Raw genomic sequence first — 21,230 nt, 5'->3', positions numbered from 1 at the left:
ACAACGCCCCGGAACAGCGACGCGCGCCCCGGCGACCACACGCGTCCACCTCACAGGACGCTCAGAGCACCCTCGCGCGTTGCCTCTCCCCCAGAATCGCCGCCACGGTCTGCCCCACCGTCAGCTCCGATGTGTCCAGCCACAGTCCGATGCGCGGCGTCCGCGCGCAGCGCCTCGTCCAGCATGCCGACGGTCCAGGCGGCGCCGTATCCCGTCTCCGTCCGCTCCACCTCCCGCGCGGCCACCGCCTCGGCCCGCGGCGCGAGGACGACCACGTACAGCGGCCGGGTGCGCACCAGACCGGTGTACGTCCTCAGGTCCTCGCCCAGCACCACGTCCTGCACGACCGCCGTGAACCCGGCCTCGGCGTACGCGTCCGCCGTCGCCGCCGACAGGCGGTGGCGGAGCAGGAGTTGGGCCCGGGCCTCGTCCCCGGCGCGGGGGAGGTACTCCTCGCGCCCGGACACGATCATGCGCCGGAACAGGTCACCCCTGACGTGCGCCGCCCGCGGCAGCGTCTCCGCCAGCGCCTGGGCGACGGTCGACTTGCCGGCCGCCATCATCCCGGTGACCAGGACGACGCCGGCCGCACGGGCGTCACGCCCGTTCCGTCACCACCGCCGCCTGCGGGCGGATGGGCAGGCGGTTCACGGGGCGGCCCGTGGCGGCCCGTACGGCGGACGCGATGGCCGCCGGGGACGTCACCACCGGCACCGCGCTGACCGCCTTCGCCCCGAAGGGGGCGACGACGTCCCGTTCTTCGACCAGGCGGACGATGCGGATGTCGGGCGCGTCGAGCGCGGTCGGGAGGGCGTAACCGGTCAGGTCCGGGTGGCGGATCAGGCCGCGCGGGGTGCGCAGGTTCTCGGTCAGCGCGATGCCCAGGCCCTGGGTCACGCCCGCCTCGATCCGGGCGGCCAGCTGGGCCGGGTTCAGGACCCGCCCCACGTCCTGGGCGACGGCCAGTTCCACGACCCGTACGGAACCGATCTCGATGTCGACGTCCACCACCGCGCGGATCGCGCAGAAGGACATGCCGACGAACGCGTCGCCCTGGCCGGCCTCGTTCAGCGGCTCGGTCGGGTGCGGGCGGCACTGGGCGGTGGCCCACAGTTCCTTGCCGTCCAGCGCCTCGGTGACGGTCGTCGACAGGACGCCGTCGTACGACGTGATCTTGCCGTCGGTGATCTGGAGCAGCTCCGTGGACATGCCGAACTTGTGGGCGAGCGGCTGCAGGAGCTGCGTACGGACCATCTTGGCCGCGCGCTCCACCGCACCGCCCGAGACCCAGGTGTGCCGGCCGCGGCAGCCCGCGCCCGCCGGTGGCTGGTCGGTGTCGACCGGCGCCACGTGCACCTCGTCTATGCCGAGCGTCTCCTGCACGATCTGCCGGGCCAGGGTCGTGAAGCCCTGGCCGGTCTCGACGGCCGCGCACAGCACCGTCGCCACACCGTCGTGGACCTTCACGGTCGCCGTGGAGACCTCGTCCGCGCCCTCCGCGCCGAGCATGTGCACCATGCCCACGCCGTAGCCCACCCCCCGGCGCACCGCGCTCGGTTCGCCCGCGCCCTCGGGGCCGCCGGACAGCAGCCACTCCTCCTCGGGCGTGTCCTTGGGCAGCGGCGGGAGCGGGAAGTCCCGTACGGCCTGGAGCAGTTCGGCGACGGGGGCCGGACAGGTCACGGTCTGGCCGGTCGGCAGCACGTCGCCCGTCGCCATGGCGTTGCGCAGCCGCACCTCGGCCGGGTCGATGCCGAGCTTCTTGGCGATCTTGTCCATCTGCGCCTCGTAGGCGGCGCAGACCTGCATGGCGCCCTCGCCGCGCACATGGCCGGACGGGGGGTTGTTGGTGCGTACGGCCCAGCCCTCGATGAAGGCGTTCGGGACGACGTACGGGCCGCAGGCGAACGCGACGGCGGCGGCCAGGGCGTCGGCGGAGGTGTCGGCGTAGGCGCCCGCGTCGAGCAGGATCTGCGCCTCCACCTTCACGAGTCTGCCCTCGGCGTCGGCGTGGTGGCGGTAGCGCAGCAGGGTGGGGTGCCGGTGGGTGTGCCCGAGGAAGGACTCCTCGCGCGTGGCCGCGAGTTTCACCGGGCAGCCGGTGCGCAGCGCCAGCAGGCCGAGCGGGAGTTGGAAGCCCTGGTCCTCCCGGTCGGCCGTGGCACCGGGGACGCCGGTGACGACGACCTTGACCCGCTCGGGTTCCAGGCCGAAGGCGGCGGCGGCCCTGTCGCGGTCGGCGTGCGGGTCGGTGGAGGCGAGGTACAGCTCCACACCGCCGTCCGGGCGCGGGACGGCCAGGCCCGCCTCGGCGCCGATGGGCGCGGGGTCCTGGCGGCCGATGCGGTACAGGCCCTCGACGACGATCTCGCCGGCCGCCTCCGGGTCGCCGTGGCGCAGCGGGATGTGCCGGATCAGGTTCCCGTCGGGGTGCAGCGGCTCGGCCTCGAAGGCCTGTTCCGGGTCGGTCACCGGGTCGAGCACCTCGTACTCGACGATGACGGCGGCGGCGGCCATGCGCGCGGTGTCCGGGTGGTCGGCCGCCACGGCGGCGATGGGCTCACCGTGGTGGCGTACGACCTCGGAGGCGAAGACCGGGCGGTCGGCCTTGCCGCGGCCGTGCAACGCAAGCCCGGGGACGTCCTCGTGGGTGACGACGGCGCGTACGCCGGGCATCTCGCGCGCGTGGGAGGTGTCGATGGACACGATGCGCGCGTGCGGGTGCGGTGAGCGCAGCACGGCCGCCCACAGCAGGCCCTCGGCCCACAGGTCGGCGGCGTACGGGAAGGTGCCCTCCGTCTTGGCGCGGGCGTCGGCGGGAGGGAGGGAGGCGCCCAGGCCGTGGGGCAGCGGTTCGGGGGCGGGGGCGGCCTCCGCGGCCTGTGCGGCCTGAGCGGTGGCTGCTTCGTTGCTCACGCGGGGCCTCCGTCCTGGCCGTAGGGCTGGTCATGAGGGTCTGGAGTGTGCGGGTCCGGGGCGTGCGGATCCTGAGCGTGCGGGTTCGGGGCGTGCGGTTCGGGGGCCGAGCCGAAGGCCGACGCGTGGACGCCGCCGGCGCCCGGGCCCGCCTGGTGCGGGATACGGGCCTCGTCCGGGTCGCCGTCGGCGGGCGCGCTGTGTGCCTGGCGTTCGGCGACGACCTCCTTCACGGCGTCCACCACGCCCCGGTAGCCGGAGCAGCGGCACAGGTTGCCGCACAGCGCCTGGCGGGTCTCCAGCTCGCTGGGCGCCGGGTTGCCCTCCAGGAGGTCGTGCACGGTCATCGCCATGCCGGGTACGCAGAAGCCGCACTGCACGGCGCCGCAGCGCGCGAGCGCCCGCTGCACGTCCGACGGCCGGCCGTCCTCGGCCAGGCCCTCGACGGTTCGGACCTCGCTGCCCGCGGCGGTCACGGCCGGGACCAGGCAGGACGCGACGAGCCGCCCGTCGACCTGGACGTTGCACGCGCCGCACTCGCCCTGCGAGCAGCCGTCCTTGGCCCCCGCGAGTCCGAGCCGCTCGCGCAGCACGTACAGCAGGGACTCGCCGATCCACGCGTCGGTGACGGGGCGGTCGGTGCCGTTGACACGCAGGACGAAGGAGGCGAGGGGGTGTTCGTCCTGCGGGGCGGTGGAGGGCGCGTCCTGGGACGCCTCGTCCTCGCTGTCGCCCGAGTCGTGCGCGTCACCGGACGGGTCCTGCGATGCCGGCTCGTCCGGGGTCTCGCCGTCGGCGGACTCCGGCCCGGCGTCCGGGTCCGCCTCGTCGGGGAGGGGCCCGGCGGACGGCTCGGCGGGGGCGTCAGCGGGCTCTGCGGCCCTTGGGGCGTCCTCGGTTGCCTCGGCGACCTCACCGTGGCCGGGAGCGTCCTGTGAGGCTTCCTGGACGGTCTGCGGGCGCGCGGCGGCTTCCGCGTGCGGCTCGTCGTGCGCGGGCTCACCGCGGGTCTCCCCGGGAGCCTCGGGGTACGGCTGGGGGGACGCGGACCGTTCGGGGCCGTTCGCGTCCGACCCGGGGTGGTGCTGGGTCGGCTCACCGTCAGGGCCCGAGTGCTGCGGCGCGTGTCCGGGTGGGCCGGATGGCTCCGGGCCGGGGGTGGGTGTGCCCGACTGTTCCGGCCCGTGGCCGGCGGGGCCGGAGGGCTCGGGGCCGTGGTGGTCGGTGAAGGGGTGCGGCTGCGGGCGGCGTCCGGTGAAGTCGGACGACTCGGAGCCGTGGTCCGTGAAGGCGGACTGGGCCGACTCGTGGCCGGTCGCTCCATGCGGCTCCGGGCCGTGTCCGGGTGGGCCGGAGGGCTCCGGGCCTCGGCCGGGCGCCCCGTCCGGGTCCGATCCCCCGTGCTCCGTGAAACCATGCGGATCCGGGCCGTGGCCGGGCACGCCGTGCGACTCCGCGCCGTGATCGGCGTAAGCCGGCTGCTCCGGGCGGTGATCGGCGAACGCGGACGGATCCGAGCCGCGGTCCGTGAAGGCGGACTGATCCGGGCCGTGGCCGGGCACACCGTGCGACTCAGAGCCCTGGCCCGGCACACCGTGCGACTCCGGGCCGTGCTCCGTGAAGCCGTGCGGGCCCGGGCCGTGGTCGGGCGCACCGTGCGGGTCCGAGCCCTGGCCGGGCACGCCGTGCGACTCCGGGCCGTGCTCCGTGAAGCCGTGCGGGCCCGGGCCGTGGTCGGGCGCACCGTGCGGGTCCGCGCCGTGATCGGCGTAGGCCGACTGCTCCGGGCGGTGGCCGGCGAAGGCGGACGGAGCCGAGCCGTGGCCGGCGAACTCCGGCTGCTCCGGCGCGTGGTCGCCGCCGTCGGACGGCTGGGGCGCGTGACCGGCGCCGGACATCTCCGGCCGATGGCCGCCCGGCCCGGACGACTCCGGTCCATGGCTGCTCAACCCGGTCGACGCCTGCCCGTGACGGCCGAACTCCGACGGCGGCTCCTGCCCATGATCAGCGAACCCGGACGACTCCTGCCCGTGACCGCCGAACCCCGACGCCTCAGGCGTCTGCCCGGCGTCCTCCGGCCGCTGCGGCGCGTGACCGGTGCCGTCGGTCGCTCCCGCGGCGTGGCCGGCCGTCGGGTCCGCCTCCTGCGGCAGGGGCCCGGCGGGCTGTTGCTCCACGGCATGGGGGCTCCGCGCGCCCGGGTCCGGTGCGTACTCGGAGGCCGGTCCGGCAGCCCCCGGCTGCCCGTGCTCGTGCGGATAGCCTGGCCCGTTCTGCTCCTGCCCCGCCGTGTCCTGCGGGACCTGCTGCCCCCACGGCCGGCCCGCCGCCTGGGTCGCCCACGGCGCGGGCGCACCGCCCGGCAGCGTCGGCGGCGGGGTGCCACCCCACTGTTCGACCAGCGAGGACGTGGTGAACTCGCCCGACTCGTCCGGCAGGTCGCCCCCGGCGACGGGGATGGACCACTGTCCGGTCACGTCATGGCCGGGCGCGGTCTCCGCCGCCCCGGCGTCCTCGAAGTTCCACTGCCCGGTGGCTCCGGGGTTGTACGTGAAGCGGTCGTCCGCGCCGTGCCGCCCCGCCTGCGCGTCGGAGCCGTAGGGCGTGCCGGATCCGTACGGCGCCTGCGAGCCGTACGACTGCTCCCCCGTTTCGTGTCCGGGCTGCTGGTGGCCGCCCTGCTCGTAGCCCTGCCGGTGGGCGGCGTGCGGGTCGTGCCACTGGGCGCCGTCGACGGGCGCGCCGGGCACCGGCCACGCTCCGGGGGCCGCCGGGTCGGTGCCGGCGGTCGTGGCGGGGTCGACCGTTATCTGCGGCGGTACGTAGCCGTGGCCGGGCGCGGCGAGGGGACTGTCGGCGGCCAGCAGGGCGTCGACGCCCCCCTCGGGGAGTTCGACGAAGGCGGTGGCGCCGTCGTCGTACTCACCCTGGGGCAGCGGGTCCCAGCGGCTCCCGCCCCGGTGCGTGCCCTCTCCGTGCTGGTCGTCGGTCACGACAGCGCCCTCCCCAGTGCTCGTCGGGCCAGCGCGGCGACGGTGCGCCGCAGGTGCAGTACGGCGGGCGGGAGCTGCGGTACGGAGCCGTCCTCGGCCGGGGCCGCGTCGGGGATGCAGGCCGCGGCGACGTACTCCCCGAAGGCGCTCAGCGCCTCCGGCACGAGCGCGCGGTTGTTGTCCCAGTCGATGAGCCGGCCGACCCACTGCTCGGCCTCCAGGGGCCGCAGCGGCATCGGCGCTATGGCGCCCACCGCGCAGCGCACACCCCGGCGTGCGGGGTCCAGGACCAGGGCCACGGACGCCACCGCGCGCCCCGGGCCGGTCCGGCCGGTGGCCTTCAGGAAGACCTGCGGGGCGTGCAGCAACGGCACGCGCACGTAGCCGATGAGTTCACCGGCGCGCAGCATGTCCATCCCGGCCAGCAGGTGCGACACCGGGATCTCCCGGCGGGCCCCGCCCGGGCCCGCGATGATCAGGGTCGCCTCCAGGGCGGCCAGCACCGGCAGCGCGTCCCCGGTGGGGGCGGCCGAGGCGATGTTGCCGCCCAGGGTGCCCGCGTTGCGGATGTGCGGCGGGCCCGCGGCGCGCGCGGCGGCGGCGAGCGCCGGGATCAGGGCCGCGAAGTCGGGGCGGCCCATGCGCGCGTGCGTGAGGCCCGCGCCGAGCAGCGCGTGGCCGTCCAGGTACTGCCAGCCGCGGATCTCGCTGATCTTGCCGAGTCCCACCAGCGCGGCGGGCCTGAGCTGTCCGGAGTTGACGGCGGCCATCAGGTCGGTGCCGCCCGCGACGGGCACGGCGGCGGGCACGGCGGTGAGTGCCGCGACGGCCTCGTCCAGCGTCGTGGGCAGCGTGACGGCCTGCGCCGCCTGCGGTGCGTGCGTGGTCAAACCGGCTGCCCCTTCCCGCTGCCCCACCTGGTCCCACCTGTGCTGCCGTACGGTACGTGCTGACAGGGCGGACGTGGCAACTCTGGCACATCTTGGCGAGAGCCGAAGACACGGGTCCGCTAGGAGGCATTCGCCCACCTCACCGGCGAGATGGTCCGTTTTCGCACTGGTTCACCAGTGCGTGGCGATTGGCACTTTCGGTGACCCTTGTGCGCTTTTTCCGTGGCCTGTTCGAGCTGTTCGGTAGCGGCGGCCGGTCCTACCGGCGGGGCGGCGGACCGTCGATCGGGCGGCCCAGCACCCCCGGGCGCCGCTGCCAGGGCAGCGGGCCGGCGGGTGGCCGGTAGGCGACGCCGAGGGCGTCGAGCCGCCGGTAGTGGGCGGCCATACGGCGCTCGAAGCCGGCGAAGTCCCGTTCCGCCGGGGCGGGCAGGGCGCTCCACGCGACCTCGGCGAAGGCCGCGAGCCGGGGGAACGCCTGGTAGTCCACGCGCGCGTGGTCCTCCATCACCTCGGTCCACAGGTTGGCCTGGGTGCCGAGCACGTGCCGGGCCTCCTCGGGCGTCAACTCCGGCGGCACGGGCTCGAACCGGTAGACGTCCTCCAGGGTGCGCACCCACCCGATCGGTACCGGCTCGTCGGGGCCCGGATCCTGACGGTGGTCCAGATACACCTGCTGCTCGGGGCACATGACGACGTCGTGGCCGGCCTGGGCGGCGGCGATGCCACCGGCGTAACCGCGCCACGAGGACACGGCCGCGCCCTTCGCCAGCCCGCCCTGGAGGATCTCGTCCCAGCCGATCAGCCGGCGCCCGCGCGCGGTGAGCCACGCGTCGAAGTGCCCGATGAACCAGGACTGGAGCTCGTCCTCGTCCGCGAGCCCGAGTTCCCTGATGCGCGCCTGGGCGGTGGCGGACCGGCGCCACTGGTCCTTGGGGCATTCGTCGCCGCCGACGTGGACGAACTCCGACGGGAACAGCTCCAGAACCTCCTCGAAGACGCCCTCGTAGAAGCGCAGGGTGTTGTCAGTGGGGGCGAGTACGTTCGGGTTGATTCCCCAGGTGTCCCAGACGGAGAGGGCGGTGGTGTCGATGACGTCGGTGTTGCCGAGTTCCGGGTACGCGGCGATGGCGGCCTGCGAGTGGCCGGGTACGTCGATTTCGGGGACGACGGTGATATGCCGCTCGGCGGCGTAGGCGACGATCTCCCGGATGTCGTCCTGGGTGTAGTAGCCGCCGTGCGGCTTCTCCTCCCACAGGGGTGAGGCCCGGTGGCCGGTTTTCGTCCGCGCCCGCCAGGAGCCGATCTCGGTCAGCCGTGGATGCCGCTCGATCTGGACGCGCCAGCCCTGGTCGTCCGTCAGATGGAAGTGGAAGACGTTGAGTTTGTGCGCCGCCATGAGGTCGAGATAACGCAGGACACCTTCCTTGGGCATGAAGTGCCGGGCGACGTCGAGCATCAGGCCGCGCCATCGGAATCGGGGGGCGTCGTGGATGGTGACGGCGGGCACCTCCCACTCCTGCCTACGGGTCACCGGAGCCCGGCGGAAGGCCTCAGGGCCGAGCAGTTGACGGAAGGTCTGGGCGCCCCAGAACAGGCCCGCCGGGCTCGCTCCTTCGATGAGGACGCGGCCGGTGCCGACCGTGAGGCGGTACGCCTCGGGACTGTCGAGGGCGGGGTCGAGGGCGGGCAGGATCCCCAGCCGGACACGGTGGGCGTCGTCGCCGGTGTGCGGGTCCAGCGGCAGACCGGTCGCCGCGCCGACGGTCGCGCGCAGCCACCGCGCGACCGGCTCGGTGCCGGGGCCCGCCTCGATGCCGGTGCGCGTGTCGAGGAGGAAGCCCTGTCCGTCCCCGGCCTCGACACGCAGGGGCGCCGGGATCACGTCCGTCTTCGGAGGAGTCACGTCAGTCCTTCACTGCTCCGCCCAGTCCGGAGACCAGGCGGCGCTGTACGAGTACGAAGAAGACCAGCACCGGAATCGTCATCACCGTCGATGCCGCCATCACCCCGCCCCAGTCCGGGTCGTCGGGCTTGTAGAAGACCAGCAGCGCCATCGGCAGCGTCGACTGCGAAGTGTCACTGATGATGAACGACTTGGCGAAGAGGAAGTCGTTCCAGGCGGAGATGAAGGAAAACACGCTGGTGGCCACGAGCCCCGGCAGGACCAGCGGGAAAAGGACCTGCCACAGGAATCTGGCCCGGCTCGCCCCGTCGATGTACGCGGCCTCCTCCAGCGCCTCCGGAACGGCTTTCACGAACCCCCGCAGCATCCAGATCGCGAACGGCAGCGAGAAGGCGATGTGGGGCAGGATCAGCGAGCCCAGCGTGTTCAGCTGACCGAAGTCCCGCATGACGAAGAAGAGGGGGATCGTCAGGGCCTCCACGGGCACCATCTGGGCCACCAGAAATATGATCAGCAAGGTGGTCCGGAGGCGGAACCGGAATCGTGTCACGGCGGTCGCGGCGAGAAACGCGATCAGCGCGGAGGCGATCACGACACAGCCCGCGACGACAAGGCTGTTGAGGAAGTAACGGCCGAATTCCTGCTGCCCGAAGACCCGCCGGAAGGAGTCGAGAGAAGGCGCGAGCGTCCACGGCCTGGGCTCGCTCGACTCGATCTCCCCGGCCGGTTTGAAGGCGCTGAGCACCATCCAGTAGAGGGGGAAGGCGACGACGACCGCGACCAGCAGGGCCGAGGCCTCGGCGGCCGTCCGCCCCGGGCGGCGCACACGGACGCGCGGCGGATTCACAGTTCCTCCCCCTGACGGCGCAGCAACCGCAGGTACACCAGCGTGACGGCGAGCTGGATCAGCAGCATCACGACGCCGATCGCCGAGCCCAGGCTGTACTGCGAGGACGCGAACGCCTGCTGATAGGCGTAGACGTTGAGGACCAGGTTCTGGCCGGCGATTCCGCCGCCGCCCGTCATGACGTAGATCTGGGTGAAGACCTTGAAGTCCCAGATGACCGACTGGATGGTGACGACGACCAGGATGGGCCGGAGCATCGGGGCCAGCACGGAGCGCCAGACGCGCCACTGCGAGGCGCCGTCGAGGGAAGCGGCCTCCAGGACCTCGGCGGGCACGGCGCGGATCCCCGCGTAGACGGTCACCATGACGAACGGGAAGGAGCACCACACCACTTCGAGCAGGACGAGGAAGAAGGCGCTGAGACGCCCGTACGTCCAGGAGTGGTCGCCGAGGCCCAGCACGCGGTTGACCGGTCCGAAGTCCGGGTCGAAGAGGAACAGCCACACCGTGGAGCCGGTCACGGCCGGGGTCGCCCACGCACCGAGGGCGGCCAGCATCAGCGCGAGCCGCGGTACGGCCCGGACGCGGGTGAGCAGCACGGCGAGGGCGCATCCCACCGCGAGCGTGCAGACGACACAGGCGGCCGCGAACAGCACGGTGGCGAGCAGCACCTGCCAGAACTGCGGATCCCCGAACAGCTCGCTGTAGTTCGCGAACCCGCGGAACACCGTCGGTTCCCCGCCGCTGACCTGGGCCTGCGTGTACTCGAAGAACGAGATCAGCCCGAGCTGATAGATGGGGTAGACGAGCAGCCCGCCGAGCACGACGAGCGCGGGCGCGAGATAGAGCCAGGGCGTCCAGCCGCCGGACACGAGCGGCGACTTACCGCCCCCGCCCTGACGCGCCCTGCGCGGACCCCCGGCCGAAGCCCGCCCCGCCACCCCACCGCGATGCGCTGCGCGACCCTCACCGAGACCGACCGTGGCCGAGCGAGGTGCGGCGACGGCGACGGGAGCGTCAGCTCCGGCCGCCTCACCCCCAGGCGATTCCCCGCTGTCGTTCACCCGGCTCACCCGGTGGAGCCGAACGCGGTGTTCATCTTCTTCGCGGCGGCCTCGGACGCCGCGGCCACGCTCTTCTTGCCGCTGATGATCTCCTGGAACATCGTGGGCAGGACGAGCGAGGAGTCGATCTCGGCCCAGGCGGGTGAGGCGGGGACGAACTTGGTGCCCGCCGAGAGGGTCCGCACGAAGGGCTTCACGAACGGTTCCTTCTGCGCGACCTGCCGGCGCACGTCCGTGAAGGTCGGCAGGAAGCCCATCGCGTCGAAGAGTTCGGTCTGGGTCTTCTTGGAGGCGAGCTGCTGCATCAGCTGGACCGCGAGCGTGCGGTGGGACGTGCTTTTCAGGACGCCGATGTTGTTGCCGCCCGCGAAGGCCGGTGCGATCGAGCCGGGCTTCACACCCGGCAGCGGGACGACCGCGTACTTGCCCTTGACCTTCCCGGCCTCGACGGCGGTGTGGCTGAAGTCGCCGCCGATCGCCATGCCGGCCTTGCCCGCGGCGAACGCGGAGATCGTGTCGTTGCCGCCCATGCCCGCGCACTTGGCCGCCGGGCAGTTGTCGTCCCCGAAGAGGGACGTGTACGCCTTGATGCCCTTGCGCGCCTGAGGGCTGTCGATGCCGGAGGCGTACGAACCGCTCTTGCCGCTCGCGAGTGCACCGCCGTTGGCCCAGACGAAGGGCATCGCGCCGTAGGTGTAGGCGCCGCCGACCACCAGCCCGTACAGCTCGGGCTTCGCGGCGCGTATCTCGCGGGCGGTGGAGGCCAGTTCGTCCATCGTCTTCGGGACGGACAGGCCGAGCTCCTCGAACACGTCCGTGCGGTAGTACAGCGCGCGGACGCCGACGTAGAAGGGGGCGCCGTAGACCTTGCCGTCGACCGTCACCGACTGCTTGGCCGTCGGGTCGGTGTCCTTCGCCTCGCTCCAGTCACCGAACTCCTTCGTGACGTCGAGGAGTCCGCCGTCCTTCACATAGCCGGCGGTGTCGGTGTTGCCGTACTCCATCACGTCGGGAGCGGAGGCGGGGTCGTTGAAGGCGGCCTTGACGCGCTGGGCGCGGGTGTCGACGGGGATGTACTCGACGTCGACCTCGGTGCCCTTGTGGGCCTTCTCGAAGGCGGCGACGACGGAGTCGACGGCCTTCTCCTTGGGCGTGTTGCCGACCTCCTGGAAGAGCCACACGCGGAGCGTGCCGGTCTTCTCGTCCTTGTCGGAGGAGGAGTTCGTGGCGGTCTGGGGCGCGCAGGCGGTGGCCAGGAGGGCGGCGAGCGCGGTGAGCGCGGCACATCGGACGGACAGCTTCATGGAGTGCTCCTCCGAAGGAGTGTTGCAACATGCGCAATGAAGGTTTCGCTGTGCACAACACCTCGGAGGCTAGGGACTGCATGAACACGCCCACAAGAGGTCTCAACCACTCTGTGACCGGCAGACGCATCCTGCGCAACGCCCGAACAGCACAAAAGCCCCCAGGGCGCGCAAAACGCACCCTGGAGGCTTTACGCCACGCGGGCCGGACCTACTGGTCGCCCTGGCCCTTGTCGTCGTCCCCGGAGCCCATGGACTCGTAGATCTCCTTGCACATGGGGCACACCGGGTACTTCTTCGGGTCGCGGCCCGGCACCCAGACCTTGCCGCACAGCGCCACGACGGGGGTGCCGTCGAGGGCGCTCGCCATGATCTTGTCCTTCTGGACGTAGTGGGCGAAGCGCTCGTGGTCACCGTCACCGTGAGAGGTCTGCGGCGTCGGCTCTACGAGGGTCCCCGTACCAGTCCCGCGCTCGGGCTCGAGAGTGCTCATAGGCCCAAGGGTACTGAAGGTCACAGACATCAGTTGAGCGAAGGGTCGTCCGGGTACGTCGCCACCATCGCCAGCTCGTTGCGCTGGCGGCGCAGCACCTCGCGCCAGAGTCTCTCCGGGGACGGCGAGGAGACGTCACCGGGCTCCGACTCGACGACGTACCACGCGCCGTCCACCAGCTCGTCCTCCAGCTGACCGGGGCCCCAGCCGGCGTATCCGGCGAAGATCCGCAGGGAGCCGAGGGCGGAGGCCAGCAGCTCCGGCGGGGCCTCCAGATCGACCAGACCGATCGCGCCGTGCACCCGGCGCCAGCCCAGCGGCGCGGTCTCCCCGGACGCGCCGCCCGGGACGACGGCGACCCCGAGGGCAGAGTCCAGCGACACCGGGCCGCCCTGGAACACGACGCCGGGCTCGCCGGCGAGATCGCCCCAGCCCTCCAGGATGTCGTCCACGTCCACCGGGGTGGGGCGGTTGAGGACGACGCCGAGAGAGCCCTCCTCGTCGTGGTCGAGGAGCAGCACCACCGCGTGGTCGAAGTTCGGGTCCGCCAGGGCGGGCGTGGCCACGAGCAACCGCCCTGTGAGCGAGGACACCTCGGTCATGCCAGACATGATCCCGCATCTTCCCTCCCCGTGGGGAGCCAATGCGGGGACGCGAGTGAACGCAGCCATGATTCCGGGATGCGGCCTGGTAAGGCCTCGATCGAGGGTGGCGGTGGGAGACGGGCGGGCGCACCGATGCGTCCCACGCGCACGGACGCGACCGTGACCCCACGTGCCCGGCACGGAACCGTTCGTGTTGTGACAGAGCTATGACGTGACTGGGTCCGACTCAGGCTTACGGAAGGGGGGTGGAAGGCGATTACCCTTTCCCTCCTGGCCCCTGCCCGACTCCACGGAACGCGAGATTCATGACCGTCAACGACGATGTCCTGCTTGTCCACGGCGGAACCCCGCTGGAGGGCGAGATCCGTGTCCGCGGTGCGAAGAACCTCGTACCGAAGGCAATGGTGGCAGCGCTGCTGGGCAGCGCCCCGAGCCGCCTCCGCAATGTTCCGGACATCCGTGACGTACGGGTCGTACGGGGCCTGTTGCAGCTGCACGGTGTGACGGTGCGCCCGGGGGACGAACCCGGCGAACTGGTGATGGATCCGACGCGCGTGGAGAGCGCGAACGTCGCTGACATCGATGCCCACGCCGGTTCGAGCCGTATCCCGATCCTCTTCTGCGGTCCGCTGCTGCACCGCCTCGGCCACGCGTTCATACCGGGCCTCGGCGGCTGCGACATCGGCGGCCGGCCCATCGACTTCCACTTCGACGTGCTGCGGCAGTTCGGCGCGCGGATCGAGAAGCGGGCGGACGGGCAGTACCTGGAGGCGCCGCAGCGGCTGCGGGGCACGAAGATCCGGCTGCCGTACCCGTCCGTCGGCGCGACCGAGCAGGTCCTGCTGACGGCGGTGCTCGCCGAAGGCGTCACCGAGCTCTCGAACGCGGCTGTCGAGCCGGAGATCGAGGACCTGATCTGCGTCCTTCAGAAGATGGGCGCCATCATCGCGATGGACACCGACCGGACCATCCGCGTCACCGGTGTCGACAAACTCGGCGGCTACACCCACCACGCCCTCTCCGACCGCCTGGAGGCCGCCTCCTGGGCGTCCGCGGCGCTGGCGACCGAGGGCAACATCTACGTCCGCGGCGCCCAGCAGCGCTCGATGATGACGTTCCTGAACACCTACCGGAAGGTGGGCGGGGCCTTCGAGATCGACGACGAGGGCATCCGCTTCTGGCACCCCGGCGGCCAGCTGAAGTCCATCGCGCTGGAGACGGACGTCCACCCGGGCTTCCAGACCGACTGGCAGCAGCCGCTGGTGGTCGCCCTGACCCAGGCCACGGGCCTGTCCATCATCCACGAGACGGTCTACGAGTCCCGTCTCGGCTTCACGTCCGCCCTGAACCAGATGGGCGCGCACATCCAGCTCTACCGCGAGTGCCTGGGCGGCTCGAACTGCCGCTTCGGCCAGCGCAACTTCCTGCACTCGGCCGTCGTCTCCGGCCCCACCAAGCTCCAGGGCGCCGATCTGGTCATCCCCGACCTCCGCGGCGGCTTCTCGTACCTCATCGCGGCGCTGGCGGCCCAGGGCACGTCCCGCGTCCACGGAATCGGCCTCATCAACCGCGGCTACGAGAACTTCATGGAGAAGCTGGTGGAGCTGGGCGCGAAGGTCGAGCTGCCGGGCAAGGCGCTCGGCTGATCCCGGCCCTGGAGCAACGCCCGTCCGGCTGGGGGTCCGGGGGTCATCCCCCGGGCAAGCACAGCATGGAGAAGCTCGTGGAGCTGGGCGCGAAGGTCGAGCTGCCGGGCAAGGCGCTCGGGTAGCTACGCAGGCAGTGACGCCAAAGGGGCGGCCACCCGGTTCGGGTGGCCGCCCCTTTGATGTCACTCACTGTGGTTCGTACACCGTCGGCGTACGAACGGCAGGGTTACTTGCCCTTGGCGGCTTCCTTGAGCTTGGAGCCCGCGGACACCTTCACGCTGTAGCCGGCCGGAATCTGGATGGGCTCGCCGGTCTGCGGGTTGCGGGCGGTGCGAGCGGCACGGTGGGTGCGCTCGAAGGTCAGGAAGCCGGGGATGGTGACCTTCTCGTCCCCCTTGGAGACGATGTCGCCGACCACGTCGGCGAACGCGGCCAGAACGGCGTCGGCGTCCTTGCGGGTCACCTCGGCGCGGTCGGCCAGCGCGGCCACCAGCTCACTGCGGTTCATGTTGTTACTCCCGTGTTCATCTTGCCGTTGAGGCGTCAGATCGAAGCCGATGCTGCCAGGGTCCTCCGTGAGTCCCCGGACCCGGGTCCGTCGTCAGACCCTCGCGCCCAGGGACGCATCCTGCCTCTACCTGCGGCGGGAAAGCCAATCCGGCACCCGCAGGAGTCGTGAGAACACCCTTGGGAGTCACACGAAAAGAGGGCCTGAGCCTGGCCGACACGATAGAGGGCGGCCCAAGGGGTCGGGTTCCCCGACGCGCCGTTGCCAGGCCAGTCGTGGCAATCCTCACAGCGGCCGCAGGGCCGCGCCCTACGGCTGCGAGGTCGTCGCCGCCGCGCCGGCCGCCTTCGCGGCCTCCCGCACCGCCCCCGCGACCGCGCCCGCGACCTTGTCGTTGAAGACGCTCGGGACGATGTAGTTCGGGTTCAGCTCGTCCTCGGTCACCACGTCCGCGAGGGCCTTCGCCGCCGCGAGCATCATCTCGGTGTTGACCGTACGCGACTGGGCGTCCAGCAGGCCGCGGAAGACGCCCGGGAAGACCAGCACGTTGTTGATCTGGTTCGGGAAGTCGGAACGGCCGGTGGCCACAACGGCCGCGGTCTGACGGGCGATTGCCGGGTCGACCTCGGGGTCCGGGTTCGCGAGCGCGAACACGATGGCACCCTCGGCCATGGCGGCCACGTCGTCGCCGTCGAGGACGTTCGGGGCCGAGACGCCGATGAAGACGTCCGCGCCGCGCACGGCCTCCTTGAGCGTGCCGGTCAGGCCCTCGGGGTTGGTGTTGTCGGCGATCCAGCGCAGCGCCGAGTCCGGGGCGGCGTCCACCAGGTCCTCGCGGCCGGCGTGCACGACGCCGTGGATGTCGGCGACGACCGCGTTCTTGACGCCCGCGGCGATCAGCAGCTTCAGGATGGCCGTACCGGCCGCGCCGGCGCCGGACATGACGACGCGGATGTTCTCGATCGCCTTGCCCGTGACACGCAGGGCGTTCGTGAGGGCGGCGAGGACGACGATCGCGGTGCCGTGCTGGTCGTCGTGGAAGACGGGGATGTCGAGGGCCTCGCGCAGCCGGGCCTCGATCTCGAAGCAGCGGGGGGCGGAGATGTCCTCCAGGTTGATGCCCGCGAAGCCCGGGGCGATCGCCTTGACGATCTCGACGATCGCGTCGGTGTCCTGGGTGTCGAGGCAGATCGGCCAGGCGTCGATACCGGCGAACCGCTTGAACAGGGCCGCCTTGCCCTCCATGACGGGCAGCGCGGCCTTCGGGCCGATGTTGCCCAGGCCCAGCACCGCCGAGCCGTCCGTCACGACCGCAACGGAGTTGCGCTTGATGGTGAGGCGGCGGGCGTCCTCGGGGTTCTCGGCGATCGCCATGCAGACGCGGGCCACGCCCGGCGTGTAGACCATGGACAGGTCGTCACGGTTGCGGATGGGGTGCTTCGACGCCATCTCGATCTTGCCGCCGAGGTGCATGAGGAAGGTCCGGTCCGAGACCTTGCCCAGCGTGACGCCCTCGATGCCGCGGAGTTCCTCGACGATCTCGTCCGCGTGCGCGGTCGACGAGGCCGCGATGGTGACGTCGATACGGAGCTTCTCGTGACCGGATGCGGTGACGTCGAGGCCGGTCACCGAGCCTCCGGAGGACTCCACGGCGGTGGTGAGCTGCGAGACGGCGGTTCCGCTCGCGGGCACCTCCAGCCGGACCGTCATCGAGTAGGAGACGCTGGGCGCCGTTGCCATGGCCGACTTCCTCTGCTTTCACCTGACGCTGAGTTGTGCCGTCCGATCGTCGCACCTACCGCTGAGTAGCAGGTAGCCACCCTCGATTGCGAACGTTTTGTTCGCGGAACCCGCCAGCAAAAAGAGACCCACGTCACGTAGGACGTGGGTCTCTTATGAAGTAGGTGGCACCGACCCGCCATGCTCGCCTCGCGGCAAGTGGTCGCTCGTAGCGACGATGGTTGGGCCCGGGGGCTTGGATCGGGCCGGTGCCACGTCCAGGCTAACAAACAGATCCCGTAAGGCCATTCCCGTACCGGCAGTTCATTTCGCCGGCAAGTGGGTATCGGGGCGCGATCCCGCCGGACGGACCGGAATCAGTCCCTGAGCAGGTCCGGTACTCCCGCCGCGTCGGGCTCGTCCCGGTCCGCCGAGACGACCGTGAGCTGCTGGGTGGCCCGGGTGAGTGCGACGTAGAGCACACGCAGGCCGGCCGGGGACTCGTCGGCGATCTCCGCCGGAGAGACCACGACCGTCGCGTCGTACTCCAGGCCCTTCGCCTCCAGGCTGCCGAGGGCCACGACCCGGTCACCGAGCCCGGCGAGCCAGCGGCGGGCCTCCTCGCGGCGCTGCATGGCGACGACCACGCCGACCGTGCCGTCGACGCGCTCCAGCAACCGGGCCGCCTCGGCACGGACGGTTTCGGCCAATGTGTGGTCCACGACGGTGAAGCGGGGCTCGACACCGGTGGAGCGGACCGCCTTCGGGGACGCGGAGCCGGGCATGGCGAGGGCCAGCACCTTCGAGGCGAGCTCGGCGATCTCGGCCGGGTTGCGGTAGTTCACGGTGAGCTCGAACCGGCGGCGCGGGCGGGTGCCGAGGGCCTCGTCACGGGCCTCGGCGGCCTCGTCCGGGTCGGACCAGGAGGACTGGGCCGGGTCACCGACGACCGTCCAGGTGGCGTGCCGGCCGCGGCGGCCGACCATGCGCCACTGCATCGGGGTCAGGTCCTGGGCCTCGTCGACGATGACATGCGCGTACTCGGTGCGCTCCTGCGCGAGGCGCTCGGCGCGCTCGCGCTGCGACTCCTCGCGCACCGGCATCAGCTCCTCCAGGCCGGTGAGCTGGTCGAGCGGGTCGAGTTCGCGCCGCTTCCGGGGGCGGGCGGGGGCGCCGAGGATCGCCTGGAGCTCGTCGAGCATCGCGATGTCGTGCACGGAACGCCCCTCGCGCTTGAGGGAGCGGGCGACCTTGCGGATCTCGCCGGGGTTGAGGATCCGCCGGGCCCAGCGGCCGAGGCGCCGCTCGTCGGCCATGGCGCCCAGGACGGCCGCCGGGGTCAGCTCAGGCCACCAGGCGTCGAGGAACGCGATGAAGGCGTCCTCGGAGGTGATGTCCTCGTCGAAGGAGGAGCGCAGCTCGGCGGCGAGCTCGGGGTCGGTGTGCCGGCCGGCCGCGCCGGACTGTTCCCACAGGGCGTCCAGGAGGAGCTTGCGGGCGCGGGGGCGCAGCAGGTTGACGGGTGCGGTGCCGCCGAGGGCGGCGCGGCGGATGTCCGCCAGCTGCCCGGCCTCCAGTTCCAGGCGGCGGCCGAAGGCGACCACGCGCAGCCGGGCCGGTGAATCGTTCAGCTCCAGGGCTCCGCGCGCGGCCTTGCGCAGGATCTTGAGCATGCGGGACGAGCCCTTGGCGCGGGCCACGGACGGGGAGTCGTAGAGCGTGGCCTCGGCGCCGTCGACGAGGGAGCCGATGGCGCGGATGGCGACCTGGCCCTCCTCGCCGAGGGAGGGCAGCACGCCCTCGGTGTAGGCGACGAGCAGCGGGGTCGGCGAGACGATCAGGATGCCGCCCGCGTACCGGCGCCGGTCCTGGTAGAGGAGGTAGGCCGCGCGGTGCAGGGCGACGGCGGTCTTGCCGGTGCCGGGGCCGCCCTCGACGTAGGTCACGGAGGCGGCGGGGGCGCGGATGACCAGGTCCTGCTCGGCCTGGATGGAGGCGACGATGTCGCGCATGGTGTGGCTGCGGGCCTGGCCGAGCGCGGCCATCAGGGCGCCGTCGCCGATGACGGGCAGCTCGTAGCCGTCGAGGAAGGCCGTCAGCTCGGGACGCATCAGGTCGTCCTCGACGCCGAGCACCTTGCGGCCCTTGGAGCGGATGACCCGGCGGCGGACGACGCGGCCGGGGTCCACGGGCGTCGACCGGTAGAAGGGGGCGGCGGCCGGGGCCCGCCAGTCGATCACCAGCGGGGCGTAGTCCTGGTCGAGGACACCGATGCGGCCGATGTGCAGCGTCTCGGCGATGTCGGCGGTGTTGTCCTCGCGGATCGCGCCCTCGGCGGGCTCCACGGCGGTGTAAGCGCCGTCGGGGCCCTTCTTGCCGTCCTTGCCGCGCAGCAGGTCGATACGGCCAAAGAGGAAGTCCTCGAACTCGTTGTTCAGCCGGCTGAGGTGTATGCCGGCCCGGAAGACCTGGGCGTCCCGCTCGGCGAGCGCGCCGGGCGTGCCGACCTGGCCGCGCTGGGCCGCGTCGTTCATGAGGAACTCGGCCTCGTGGATCTTCTCCTCGAGGCGCCGGTACACCCGGTCCAGGTGTTGCTGTTCGACGCCGATCTCTCTGTCTCTCAGGGAGTCGAGCGCGGTTTCCTGCTGAGCCTGAGCGGCCACCGGGCCCCCTTCTGACGTGCTGGGCAGCCGTCCACCGTACGCGAAGGGGACCCGGTAAGGCTACGCGTCGACCTCGACCAGCCGCTTGCCGTCGAAGGTCACTACCTCGAAGTGATCGATCTCGTTCGGCTCGAAGGCGGCGCCGCCCTGGACGTACAGCGGCTCCTTGGCCTTCTCGGACTTGGCGTCCGGCAGGCCGTAGCCCCATTCCGGGACGGACCAGGAGGACAGGGTCTCCCGCTCGCCGTTCTTGCCGACCGCGACGAGGGCGCACTTCAGCGGGCCCTTGACGTTCTTCAGTTCCAGGACCATTCCGGTGCCCCAGTCCTTCTTCTGGACTGCGACGGTCGCGGAGACCTTGGTGTTCGGGTCGGTGGCCGAGATCTTGTCGGAGATGCCGTCGAAGGCCTCCTTGGCGGGGCTCGCGGCGAGCGGGCGGTTCTCGGCACCGCCGCCGTCACCGCCGCTGTTCGTCGCGACCGCGACGAAGGGGCCACCGATGATCAGTGCGCCGGCCGCGGCCACCATGTAGAAGCTGCGGCGGCGCTTCTGGGCGCGGCGGTCGGCGACCTCGTCGACCAGCTTCTCCACCAGGCGCGGGCGGGGCTTCGCGGACAGCGACTCACCGATCGCGGGTGTGCCGGAGCCGGGCAGGTCGGCGAGGGCGGCGAGCATGGGCTCCATGCCGGCCAGCTCGTCGAGCTGCTGGGCGCACCATTCGCAGGTCGCGAGGTGGGCTTCGAAGGCGGTCGCCTCGGCGTCGTCGAGGATGCCGAGAGCGTAGGCGCCGACGGTCTCGTGCTCGTTCGGCACCGGAGATTCCTGCATGGGTCCAGACATACCCATGCCTCCCGTACCGAACCCCTGGTTACCCCCGTAAACACTCATCACGCCGTCACCCCCCGCTCCTCCAGTGCCAGCTTCATCGAACGCAGGGCGTAGAACACCCTGGAGCGGACGGTTCCGCTGGGTATGCCCAGGGTTTCGGCCGCCTCATTGACCGTACGCCCCTTGAAGTACGTCTCGACGAGCACCTCCCGGTGAGCGGGGGTCAGGTCGTCGAGTGCGTCCGAGAGAGTCATCAGCCACAGCGCCTTGTCGATCTCGTCCTCCGCGGGGATGACCTCCAGCGGCGACGGGTCGACCTCCTGCGGCCGGGCCTGCCGGCTGCGGTGGCCGTCGATGACGATGCGCCGGGCGACCGTCACCAGCCAGGGGCGTACCGATCCGGTCGCCCGATTGAGCTGACCGGCGTTCTTCCAGGCACGGATGAGCGTCTCCTGCACGACGTCCTCGGCGCGCTGCCGGTCTCCGGCGACCAGGCGCAGGACATATGCCAGAAGGGGTCCGGCGTGTTCGCGATAGAGCGCACGCATCAGCTCCTCGTCGGGTTCCGAGGGCTGGGACATGCGATGTCGGGCCCTCGGTGCACGTTCATTGGCCACGACGGAATCCTTGCGCACGCCCACCTCCGGTGTCCGGGGGTTCCCCCAGTCGGTCGCTCCACATGCCGTACGGACGCGAGGCGTTGGGTGTTCAAAGAGGCGTGACAGATTTCTTCGAAGTGACGTGACTAGCGGGACATGGGAGCACATTCCCACCCCGCGTTCTTTACATTTCCGCCACATGGGCGCGATCAAGCCAGGCTTTCCCTACGGGTCCGTAGGTAAACG

The 21,230-nt window shown here is 71.7% G+C and carries 15 protein-coding genes and 1 pseudogene; 1 reads left to right on the top strand and 15 read right to left on the bottom strand.

Translation table 11 applies throughout. From position 1 onward, the window contains the following. Positions 1-61 precede the first annotated feature (61 nt). The 10 genes and pseudogenes from ACIBL4_RS10040 to ACIBL4_RS09995 all read right to left on the bottom strand — a co-directional run bounded on the left by ACIBL4_RS10040 (position 62) and on the right by ACIBL4_RS09995 (position 13,015). Positions 62-563: pseudogene (locus ACIBL4_RS10040) on the bottom strand (AAA family ATPase). Between the two features lie 34 nt (positions 564-597). Then, entirely contained in the window at positions 598-2,916 is a 2,319-nt protein-coding gene (locus ACIBL4_RS10035; RefSeq protein ID WP_399408279.1) for a xanthine dehydrogenase family protein molybdopterin-binding subunit, read from the bottom strand. After that, a complete protein-coding gene (locus tag ACIBL4_RS10030) occupies positions 2,913-5,909 on the bottom strand; it encodes a 2Fe-2S iron-sulfur cluster-binding protein (RefSeq protein ID WP_399408277.1) in 2,997 nt (998 codons plus the stop codon). Before ACIBL4_RS10030 ends, ACIBL4_RS10035 begins: the two co-directional genes overlap by 4 nt. Then, positions 5,906-6,799: a xanthine dehydrogenase family protein subunit M gene (locus ACIBL4_RS10025; protein ID WP_086561620.1), complete on the bottom strand. Its 894-nt coding sequence runs from the start codon at positions 6,797-6,799 to the stop codon at positions 5,906-5,908. Before ACIBL4_RS10025 ends, ACIBL4_RS10030 begins: the two co-directional genes overlap by 4 nt. A gap of 259 nt (positions 6,800-7,058) precedes the next feature. Then, positions 7,059-8,705 carry a beta-N-acetylhexosaminidase gene (locus ACIBL4_RS10020; protein WP_399408275.1) on the bottom strand — a complete coding sequence of 549 codons (1,647 nt, stop codon included), beginning with the start codon at positions 8,703-8,705 and terminating at the stop codon, positions 7,059-7,061. 1 nt (position 8,706) lies between these two features. Continuing rightward, entirely contained in the window at positions 8,707-9,552 is an 846-nt protein-coding gene (locus ACIBL4_RS10015) for a carbohydrate ABC transporter permease (RefSeq protein WP_399408273.1), read from the bottom strand. Continuing rightward, positions 9,549-10,493, bottom strand: a complete 945-nt coding sequence (locus ACIBL4_RS10010; protein ID WP_399408271.1) for a carbohydrate ABC transporter permease — start codon at positions 10,491-10,493, stop codon at positions 9,549-9,551. Before ACIBL4_RS10010 ends, ACIBL4_RS10015 begins: the two co-directional genes overlap by 4 nt. A 128-nt stretch (positions 10,494-10,621) precedes the next feature. Further along, the gene (locus ACIBL4_RS10005) at positions 10,622-11,920 is read right to left on the bottom strand and encodes an extracellular solute-binding protein (protein WP_399408269.1); all 1,299 of its coding nucleotides are present in this window, start codon (positions 11,918-11,920) and stop codon (positions 10,622-10,624) included. Between the two features lie 211 nt (positions 11,921-12,131). Beyond that, positions 12,132-12,413, bottom strand: a complete 282-nt coding sequence (locus tag ACIBL4_RS10000; RefSeq protein ID WP_399408267.1) for a DUF3039 domain-containing protein — start codon at positions 12,411-12,413, stop codon at positions 12,132-12,134. 29 nt (positions 12,414-12,442) lie between these two features. Next, on the bottom strand, positions 12,443-13,015 hold the full coding sequence (locus ACIBL4_RS09995) for a YqgE/AlgH family protein (RefSeq protein WP_356926960.1): 573 nt from the start codon (positions 13,013-13,015) through the stop codon (positions 12,443-12,445). 308 nt (positions 13,016-13,323) lie between these two features. Here ACIBL4_RS09995 and murA point away from each other — a divergent pair, with 308 nt between their 5' ends. Then, positions 13,324-14,664, top strand: coding sequence for a UDP-N-acetylglucosamine 1-carboxyvinyltransferase (murA, locus tag ACIBL4_RS09990; protein WP_399408264.1), 1,341 nt, complete (start codon positions 13,324-13,326; stop codon positions 14,662-14,664). A 229-nt stretch (positions 14,665-14,893) separates the two neighbouring features. On the opposite strand, the gene ACIBL4_RS09985 is transcribed toward murA, so the two are convergent. The 5 genes from ACIBL4_RS09985 to ACIBL4_RS09965 form a co-directional block, all read right to left on the bottom strand. Further along, complete coding sequence (locus ACIBL4_RS09985; protein ID WP_003990598.1) at positions 14,894-15,175, bottom strand: HU family DNA-binding protein; 282 nt, start codon at positions 15,173-15,175, stop codon at positions 14,894-14,896. Between the two features lie 309 nt (positions 15,176-15,484). Next, complete coding sequence (locus tag ACIBL4_RS09980) at positions 15,485-16,915, bottom strand: NAD-dependent malic enzyme (protein WP_399408262.1); 1,431 nt, start codon at positions 16,913-16,915, stop codon at positions 15,485-15,487. Positions 16,916-17,271: 356 nt separating this feature from the next. After that, positions 17,272-19,557, bottom strand: a complete 2,286-nt coding sequence (locus ACIBL4_RS09975; protein ID WP_399408260.1) for a HelD family protein — start codon at positions 19,555-19,557, stop codon at positions 17,272-17,274. 60 nt (positions 19,558-19,617) lie between these two features. Then, complete coding sequence (locus tag ACIBL4_RS09970) at positions 19,618-20,445, bottom strand: zf-HC2 domain-containing protein (RefSeq protein ID WP_356926956.1); 828 nt, start codon at positions 20,443-20,445, stop codon at positions 19,618-19,620. After that, entirely contained in the window at positions 20,445-20,966 is a 522-nt protein-coding gene (locus tag ACIBL4_RS09965) for a sigma-70 family RNA polymerase sigma factor (RefSeq protein WP_010039908.1), read from the bottom strand. The genes ACIBL4_RS09970 and ACIBL4_RS09965 overlap by 1 nt, the downstream gene beginning before the upstream one ends. Between the last annotated feature and the right edge of the window lie 264 nt (positions 20,967-21,230).

It is taken from the genome of Streptomyces sp. NPDC050416 (assembly GCF_044458845.1).
Lineage (GTDB): Bacteria > Actinomycetota > Actinomycetes > Streptomycetales > Streptomycetaceae > Streptomyces.
This window is presented reverse-complemented; position numbering and strand designations above follow the sequence as displayed.